The organism is Labilibaculum euxinicum (assembly GCF_009795715.1).
GTDB lineage: Bacteria > Bacteroidota > Bacteroidia > Bacteroidales > Marinifilaceae > Labilibaculum > Labilibaculum euxinus.
In genome coordinates this window covers 130,257-138,871 of sequence record NZ_WTCR01000014.1, presented here as the reverse complement: position 1 = coordinate 138,871, position 8,615 = coordinate 130,257, and the positions used below count along the sequence as shown (strand labels likewise).

Annotated in this window: 6 protein-coding genes; 1 reads left to right on the top strand and 5 read right to left on the bottom strand. The window is 35.2% G+C overall.

Annotated elements, in window-relative coordinates:
* Nucleotides 1-397: 397 nt before the first annotated feature.
* From GQR60_RS17055 to prfA, 4 genes are all read right to left on the bottom strand, one after another.
* On the bottom strand, nucleotides 398-1,432 hold the full coding sequence (locus GQR60_RS17055) for a potassium channel family protein (RefSeq protein WP_160463510.1): 1,035 nt from the start codon (nucleotides 1,430-1,432) through the stop codon (nucleotides 398-400).
* Nucleotides 1,433-1,510: 78 nt separating this feature from the next.
* Entirely contained in the window at nucleotides 1,511-2,788 is a 1,278-nt protein-coding gene (locus GQR60_RS17050) for a DUF2851 family protein (RefSeq protein WP_124994089.1), read from the bottom strand.
* A 110-nt stretch (nucleotides 2,789-2,898) separates the two neighbouring features.
* Nucleotides 2,899-3,726, bottom strand: coding sequence for an orotidine-5'-phosphate decarboxylase (gene pyrF, locus GQR60_RS17045; protein WP_124994088.1), 828 nt, complete (start codon nucleotides 3,724-3,726; stop codon nucleotides 2,899-2,901).
* A gap of 154 nt (nucleotides 3,727-3,880) precedes the next feature.
* Nucleotides 3,881-4,966 (bottom strand): peptide chain release factor 1, encoded by a 1,086-nt coding sequence (prfA, locus tag GQR60_RS17040; protein ID WP_124994087.1) that lies wholly within the window; start codon nucleotides 4,964-4,966, stop codon nucleotides 3,881-3,883.
* Between the two features lie 265 nt (nucleotides 4,967-5,231).
* Between prfA and GQR60_RS17035 the strand changes: the two genes are divergently transcribed.
* Nucleotides 5,232-7,277, top strand: coding sequence for a DUF3857 domain-containing protein (locus tag GQR60_RS17035; RefSeq protein ID WP_124994086.1), 2,046 nt, complete (start codon nucleotides 5,232-5,234; stop codon nucleotides 7,275-7,277).
* A gap of 69 nt (nucleotides 7,278-7,346) precedes the next feature.
* On the opposite strand, the gene GQR60_RS17030 is transcribed toward GQR60_RS17035, so the two are convergent.
* Nucleotides 7,347-8,516 carry an AIR synthase related protein gene (locus tag GQR60_RS17030; protein ID WP_124994085.1) on the bottom strand — a complete coding sequence of 390 codons (1,170 nt, stop codon included), beginning with the start codon at nucleotides 8,514-8,516 and terminating at the stop codon, nucleotides 7,347-7,349.
* Nucleotides 8,517-8,615 lie beyond the last annotated feature (99 nt).

The window sequence follows — 8,615 nt, the reverse complement described above, 5'->3', positions numbered from 1 at the left end:
GGACAATTTCGCTGTAATCCCCAAGTTTCCTAGGGACTCACGAGCTCGTTAGCTCCCAAAGCGGGTGCAAAGATAAATCATTTATTTCATTATATCCTAATCCCAAAGTGAAAAAATTTCAAAAAAAATAAAATTGGAAGTTTAGTAGGTGTATACAATCATAAAAAGATTCCTACGACCACCCTACCACTGCCTATAAAATACTACTAAACAACCATTTTATAAATCCACTCTCCGTTGAAAGTGGATGCAAATATAGCAGAAGAGTCTCCATACTTCCAAATGTTTCATGAAAAAAATTCAAACAAAAAGTCAAAACACTGATTTACAGACATAAAAAAAAATCACAATCTAGATTGTGATTTCCTATTTTATATCAGCAATAAGAAATTTAGTCTTATACGCCTTCTACTAATAGCTGCTTTAGATTGTAAACCTGCTCTTTATTTCCCAGAACAAATAGATGAAAAGATTTATCGAGAACTATTTCGGGAGACGGATTATATACATATGCCCCACCTTCATCTTTTAAACCAATTATATTGGCTCCTGATTTATCTCGTACATTTAGCTCACGAATGGATTTACCCACAAAACAATTTGCCAGTTCACAACAGCTAACTTCTTCCAACTTCACCCCTTTGGTTGATTGCAACAGAATATTATCCAGAAATTCCACCACATCAGGCTGTGCAACCAACTTTGCCATTTGTTGTCCACCCAGTCGATCAGGCATAATGACATTATTGGCTCCTGCTCTTTTTAATTTATTATCGGATTGACTTTTTTCTGATCGTGATATAATCTTTATCGTTGCATTCATTTCCCGGGCAGTAAGAACAACATACACATTCTCTGCATCATTCGGGATTGCTGTTATCAGCGCTTTGGCACTTGAAATATTTGCCAAACTGAGCACTTCTTCCTGAGTAGCATCACCCTGAACAAACAATAGTTCCGGAATTAAACGAACATTATCAATACTGCTTTCTTCAGAATCAACAACAACTACATTTTCTCCATGTGCAATCAATTCAAGGCATGCCTGCTTCCCATTTCTTCCAAAACCACAAACAATAACGTGTCCACTTAATTTCTCTATACTTCTCACGGTTCTATAATCTTTTAAATTTCTACGAAAAACGCCATCCAAAATAAATCGGGTTACGGCCGAAGCCAAATATCCAAATATTCCAAAACTGACGAAAATTAAAAATATTGTAAAAAGTTTCCCTGTATCTGACAACGGATGCACTTCGGTAAATCCTACTGTTGTGATAGTGATCACGGTCATATAGAGGGCATCTACAAAAGTATAGGCTTCATTCAAAAACATGAATCCAGCTGTACCAATAAGAATTGCCAGTATCAAAAATGACATTGCAATACCTAATGTACGTATGTTTTCCTCCCAAATTTTCTGCTTATTCATTCGTGCAAGATTAAAATCCAATATAATCATTAAAGCCTTACAATAACAACGGCAACATTATATTTTCATCAATATAAATTATATATCAACACTACGAATAATTCTATTTCCAAATTCGCACTGCAAACAATTAAATAAATCACAATAATTAGACTTTAGTTGCAATAAAGCCTGAGAATGATACGCAGACTTCACGTTAACACCACATTTTTTCCATTTTCGGGTAACCGAATTCTCCTCGGCAGAAACTTTATCCAGCAAATCATAAGCTTTATCTTTCAATTTTTGAGAGTCATTTACTACTCCATAGAGAAATAAAACAGGGATAACACAATTAATAATTAACCCATCGACACTTGATTGCCCAAGAATCTTAACTTTTTCATTCGAGTCCAAGCCGAATTGATAATGACTAGTCCAATACTCGGAAGCTTGACAATTCAATAGGTTTGAGATATCCACTATTGAATTCGCATGAAGAATTTGCGAAAACAAGGACTGTGAATTATGAACCAAGGCGGCAAATTGCGCGATTCTAATTGTAGGAAAATTTGATGGCCGCAGGCGTAACCACTTCCATTGACCAGGAGACAATGCTTTCAATTGATATTTATCAGCTAGAAATTCATATTCCAGTTTTAATTTATTGAGATACGCATCTTCACAACCGAACTTTTCAAACAAACCTGATTGTCCAAACAATAACGCTTCCAATTGAAAAATCGAGTTCTTTTGCCGGGCAAGAAATTTCATTGGAATGGATCTGGCCAGCTGTTGAAAAGGATCAGCATTCACTTTCATTCCAAAATATCGTGCCAGCACCTGATAAAATGTTTCCTCCCAAGAGTTATTATTTTGCTCTAAAATCTTTTGAATCTCGTGAGACTTCCGCTCCAAACGTTCCAGAAGCATTCTATCAAGCCAATTCTGAACAAAAAAACTTTCAATCTCACCAATTTCATCCTCACAAGGAATCCATTTTTCAGATAACATTAACTTTCTGTAGTTATTCAATAATTCAGGAGTGAAACTAAGTACCAAACAGGGAATGACGCGATCATTTTTCAAAACAACAGGTGAATCATCTTCCAAAACAACATGCAAAATTACATTTTCGTAGGCAGGATCAGTATTGTGCCCATGAGAATACCAAGATGAAGATTTTAGATGAATTTCAACATTTCCGGCCCAAAGAACATTATCGATTTTAATTCTTGCATCAAAAAAATCGGGCCCGGAGTCGAAATTTTGTTTTCCTACATCAATAATCTCAATTGCATTTCCTTTTGTGGAGAAAATATTTGTTTTTGAAAACAGATTCTGTTTCCAAATAAACTGCAGGAAATCTTCATTCATCCAATCAATTTTAAATCATCAAAAATCGAATTTAACAATTTATCATGTGTTTATCAATAAAAAAGGCGGTAAATCATTGATTACCGCCTTGTAAAATATTTAGTTTGAATTTAAATCAAAGATTTTTCTTTAAGCAAAAGCTCCATTTCTTCCTGCAATTTTCTGGATTCCTCCTTAGCTGCCTCAGCAAATTTTTCGGAAGAATCAGCAAAAATAATTCCTCTCGAAGAATTCACTAATAATCCGCAAGCATTATTCATTCCATATTTCGCCACCTCTTGCAAGCTTCCACCTTGAGCTCCCACACCCGGAACCAACAAGAAATGTTCCGGGACAATTTTTCTTATATCGCCTAACATTTCAGCTTTTGTAGCTCCAACAACATACATCATATTCTCTTTCGCACCCCATTCCTGAGATTTTTCCAGAACTCTTTCAAACAACCTCTGATTATTCTGTTCAAAAAACTGTAAATCGAAAGCTCCCTTATTTGAAGTAAGAGCCAAAAGAATCACCCATTTATTATCGTATTCGAGAAAGGGCGTTACTGAATCTTCTCCCATATAAGGAGCCACTGTAATTGAATCGAAAGGCATATTCTCGAGAAAAGCACTTGCATACATTTTTGAAGTGTTTCCGATATCACCTCTTTTAGCATCAGCGATCAAAAAAATATCTGAATAATTCTCTTTGATGTAGTTTACCGTTTTTTCAAGACTAATCCATCCTTTAGCACCAAAACATTCATAAAATGCAATATTCGGTTTATAGGCAACAGTAAATTCTGCTGTAGCATCAACTATTGCTTTGTTGAATTCGAAAACCGGATCTTCGGTATTCAAAAGATGAGCAGGTATTTTCTTTATATCACTATCTAAACCTACGCAGAGAAAACTCCTCTTCTTCTTAATTTGCTCAAATAATGCTTGATAATTCATCCGTTTATAATTTTAATGTTTTGATGAGATGGAACTTTCCGAAAATTAAATAATCATACCCAGAATATTGATTATATAAAAACAGGCATTCCATTTCTTTGGTTGTTTACTAGTTATTACAAAAAAGGCAGTGGAAAAACCACCGCCAATATTATTACAAACCACTTTCTTTAAGTCGTTCTGAATTTTCTTCAATTTGAAGCTTGTCAATTACTTCCTGAATATCCCCATCCATCGTAGCCGCCAAATTGTACATCGTAAAGTTAATACGATGATCCGTCACCCTTCCCTGCGGAAAATTGTATGTGCGGATTTTTGCTGATCTGTCGCCGGTAGAAACCATTGTTTTACGCTTGGATGAAATTTCATCAAGATATTTTTGATGCTCCAATGCATAAATACGGGAACGCAATTCAACCATTGCTTTAGCTAAATTCTTAATCTGTGATTTCTGATCCTGACATGTAACCACAATACCGGTTGGATTGTGAGTTAAACGAATGGCAGAATAGGTTGTATTCACGGACTGTCCTCCGGGGCCCGATGAACAATAGGTATCCTTACGAATATCACTTTCTTTTACATCGATATCAAATTCTTCCGCTTCAGGAAGAACAGCAACCGAAGCAGCACTGGTATGAACACGACCTTGTGTTTCTGTTTGTGGAACCCTTTGTACACGGTGTACTCCCGATTCATATTTTAAAATCCCGTAAACACCGTTTCCGGTTACGTTCATTACAATTTCCTTATATCCTCCCGAAGTTCCTTCACTAAAACTTGAAATTGAAACCTTCCAACCCTTAGATTCACAAAACTTTGTATACATTCTGGCCAATTCACCGGCAAAAATACTAGCCTCATCTCCTCCGGCACCTGCACGAACTTCAAGAATAGCATTTTTAGAATCTTCGGGATCAGCAGGTATCAGAAGCAATTTTATTTCTTCTTCCAGCTCTGGAATTTTAACTTCCAATTCTTCCAATTCCATTTTTGCCATTTCGCGCAGCTCCTCATCCGATTCGCTGTTTAAAATCTCCTTTGATTCTTCAATCCTATCAAGAGCATTTCTAAATTCCTTAGCGGCATCCGAAACAGCTTCCAATTCCTTATATTCCTTGCTTAACTTTACATACCTCTTCATGTCTCCCATCACCTCGGGGTCGGTAATCAACTGACTAACCTCCTTGAATCGGATAAGGACACCTTCTAATTTATCGAGTAACAAATTACTGCTCATATTCTGTATTCTAAATTTTGGACAAAATTATAAAAATAAAATCATTTTAAATAAAGCTTTCACTATTTAGATGCTGATTTTTAAGAAATCCACGACTTAAGGCTGTTTTATGAATTATTTGGCCAATATTTTCGCGTAGTAAATTATTTATCACACATTTAAAATTTTTTATTTAATCTAATAAATCTTAATTTTAGAAATATGGCTCCAAACTGCCCAACAAACAAGATTAAAATATTATAATCACACCCTAACCAAACAAACTATGAACAATTTAATAAAGATTACTTTTTCGCTTCTTCTTATTTTATTAGCTGGCAACTCCAAAGCTGATAATGAAAAAATTAAATTTGGAAAAGTCTCTGCGGAAGAATTGGAAATGAAAGTGTATGAAAAAGACACCAGTGCAGCAGCCGTTATTTTATATGACAGCGGAGCTTCTTATTTTGAAACTGAAGCCAAAAATGATGATACTGATTTTGTCTGTAAATTTGAGCGCCATGTGAGAATAAAAATACTAAAACCTGAAGGCTTTGATTTTGCAACATTTAAAATCCCATTATATCATAGTACAAACGGGGAAGAGAAAATAGGGGCATTAAAAGCAAGAACCTATAACTTAGATGAAAAAATTCTAATCGATAAATTGGAAAAAAATTCAATTTTCAAAGAAGAAACTACTCCAAACTGGAATAGAATAAAATTCACTATGCCGAATATAAAAGTAGGCTCTGTTATTGAGATAAAATATCAAATTTCTTCACCATTCAAACAAAATTTTAGAGCCTGGCAATTTCAATACAGCATTCCTGTTGTCTATTCAAAATACAATACACGAATCCCAAGTTATTTCAACTATCAGATTACAACAAAAGGATATTATCCCATAAAGAAATTAGATGAAAAGAGCAGACCAGAAAATTTTTTGATTAGATACAGAGATAATTCCACAGGAAATGTTGATAGCAAAGTACACCAATACACTCTCACGCCCAATTCCAATATTAATGAATACTATGCGGAAAACATTCCTTCTTTTAAAAAAGAATCATACATGCTTGCCGAAGAAAACTACTTAAGCTGCATTGAATTTGAATTGCAATCTTACAAGTATGATTACGGGGTATTGCATAATTTCACTTCCACCTGGGAGGATGTTCAAGACAAACTAATTAAATCAGACGATTTTGGAGGTGTCTTAAAAAAAGATGGATTTATTAAGGATATTCTGCCTGAACTTATTGCTGACGCGAAAAGCGAAGAAGAAAAAACGGTCTTAATTTTTCAAGCAGTGCAGAACAACATTAAATGGAATGAAAAATACCGATTGTTTTGTGAAAAAAGCTTGAGAGCTACATGGAAAGAAAAATCGGGAAATACAGCTGAGGTGAACTTATTATTAATAGCCATGTTACGCTCTGCTGGCATAAATGCGAACCCTGTTGTTTTGAGCACACGACAAAACGGAATTATTCATCCCTCGCATCCTACAATAACCCAAATGAACTATGTTATTGCCTGCGCAAAGATAGGAGACAAAAACTATTTAATGGATGCAACGGATCCCTATTGCCCAATCGGAATTCTTCCGTTTCGATGTTTAAATGACAAAGGCAGGTTGATCACTGAAACTAACTCCGAATGGATCAACCTTGAAACTAACAAAGGGTCAAAATGTGCGATTATGTCGACTCTTAGTTTAACTGAGGAAGGTACACTTAAAGGTAAAGTGACCGAAGCTTTTTATGACTACGAAGGAGTGGACATCAGAAAAACAATTTCAAACAACACAGATGGGTATACCGAAAAATTAAAATCGGATTATGAAGACTGGAATATCTCAGAAATTGAATATAAAAATCTAGAAGACAAAAATAAGCCTTTGCAAATCAGCTACTCAACAGAAATAGAAAACCTTGTAAATATGGAAGGTGAAAGAATCTATTTGAATCCTATTTTAAAAAACAAAACACATGAAAACCCTTTTAAACTGGAACAAAGAGAATATCCGGTTAATTTTGGATATCCAATATCTGTAAATTACCTGCTGATTCTGGAGCTTCCTACCAACTACACAATCGAGGAACAACCAAAATCTTCTAAAATTACACTTCCTGATAATGGTGGGGAATACATATACCAAATTAATCAATCTGCTAACAAGGTGATGATTAAATACTCTTTTAACACAGGAAAATCGCAATATTTACCTTCTGAATATGATTATTTAAAAGAATTTTACAATTATGTAATTACCAAAGAAAACCAAATTCTGGTATTGAAAAAAGTCGAGCCTACCGCAATAAAATAAATCTCAATCGAGTTCAAACAAAAAGAGGCTGTCTTATCGACAGCCTCTTTTGTAGTATATTCAAATATCCTAATACTCAAATTCTCCGAATTCACTTTTTATCGTCAATTTTTTTCCTGTGTTTGGCTCACAACGGCCAATTATTTGAGCATCTACATTAAATTCTTTTGATATCGCGATAATATTTTCAGCGATTTCCTTTGGAACGTACAATTCAAACCGATGTCCCATATTAAACACCTTATACATTTCATCCCATGAAGTTCCGCTCTGCTCTTTTATCAACTTAAAAAGTGGAGGAACTGAAAACATATTGTCCTTCACGATATGAATACTGTCGACAAAATTAAGCACTTTCGTTTGAGCACCACCCGAACAGTGAATCATACCATGAATTTGAGATCGGAATTGATCCAAGATTTTTTTAATAATCGGAGCATAGGTTCTTGTTGGCGAAAGTACCAATTTACCAGCGTCAATATCAACACCTTCCACTTTATCGGTTAATTTACAGTTTCCTGAGTAAACCAATTCTGCAGGCACTGCATTGTCGAAACTTTCAGGATATTTTTCAGCCAAATATTTTGAGAATACATCATGACGCGCAGAAGTCAAACCGTTAGATCCCATTCCTCCATTGTATTCTGTTTCGTAAGTTGCCTTCCCTGATGATGACAAACCAACAATTACATCGCCAGCCTGAATTTTTTCATTGGTAATTACGTCTTCTCTTTTCATTCGGCAGGTAACCGTCGAGTCGACAATAATGGTTCGGACTAAATCTCCAACATCAGCAGTTTCGCCACCTGTAGAATGAATATTAACTCCCATTTTACTGTACTCCGTTAACAATTCTTCAGTTCCGTTAATAATCTGAGAAAGAACTTCTCCGGGAATCAGATTTTTATTTCTTCCAATTGTGGATGACAACAGAATATTATCAACTGCACCTACACAAAGTAAATCATCCAAATTCATAATCAATGCATCCTGAGCAATTCCCTTCCACACAGAAATATCGCCTGTTTCCTTCCAATACATGTAGGCAAGAGATGATTTTGTTCCTGCACCATCGGCGTGCATAATATTGCAATAATCTGCATCGCCGGTAAGGTAATCCGGAACAACTTTACAAAATGCATTTGGATACAATCCTTTATCCAGATTTTTAATTGCACTATGCACATCTTCCTTCGAAGCTGACACTCCTCTAAGGTTATATCTTTCGTCTTTTCTCATGGTTGTTTAGATAAAAGGTAAAAGCAACAAGCAAAAAGATTAGAACTTACAGACTATAAGTCGCTAAATAGCAAACAGATAAAACAGTCTCGCTCTTAC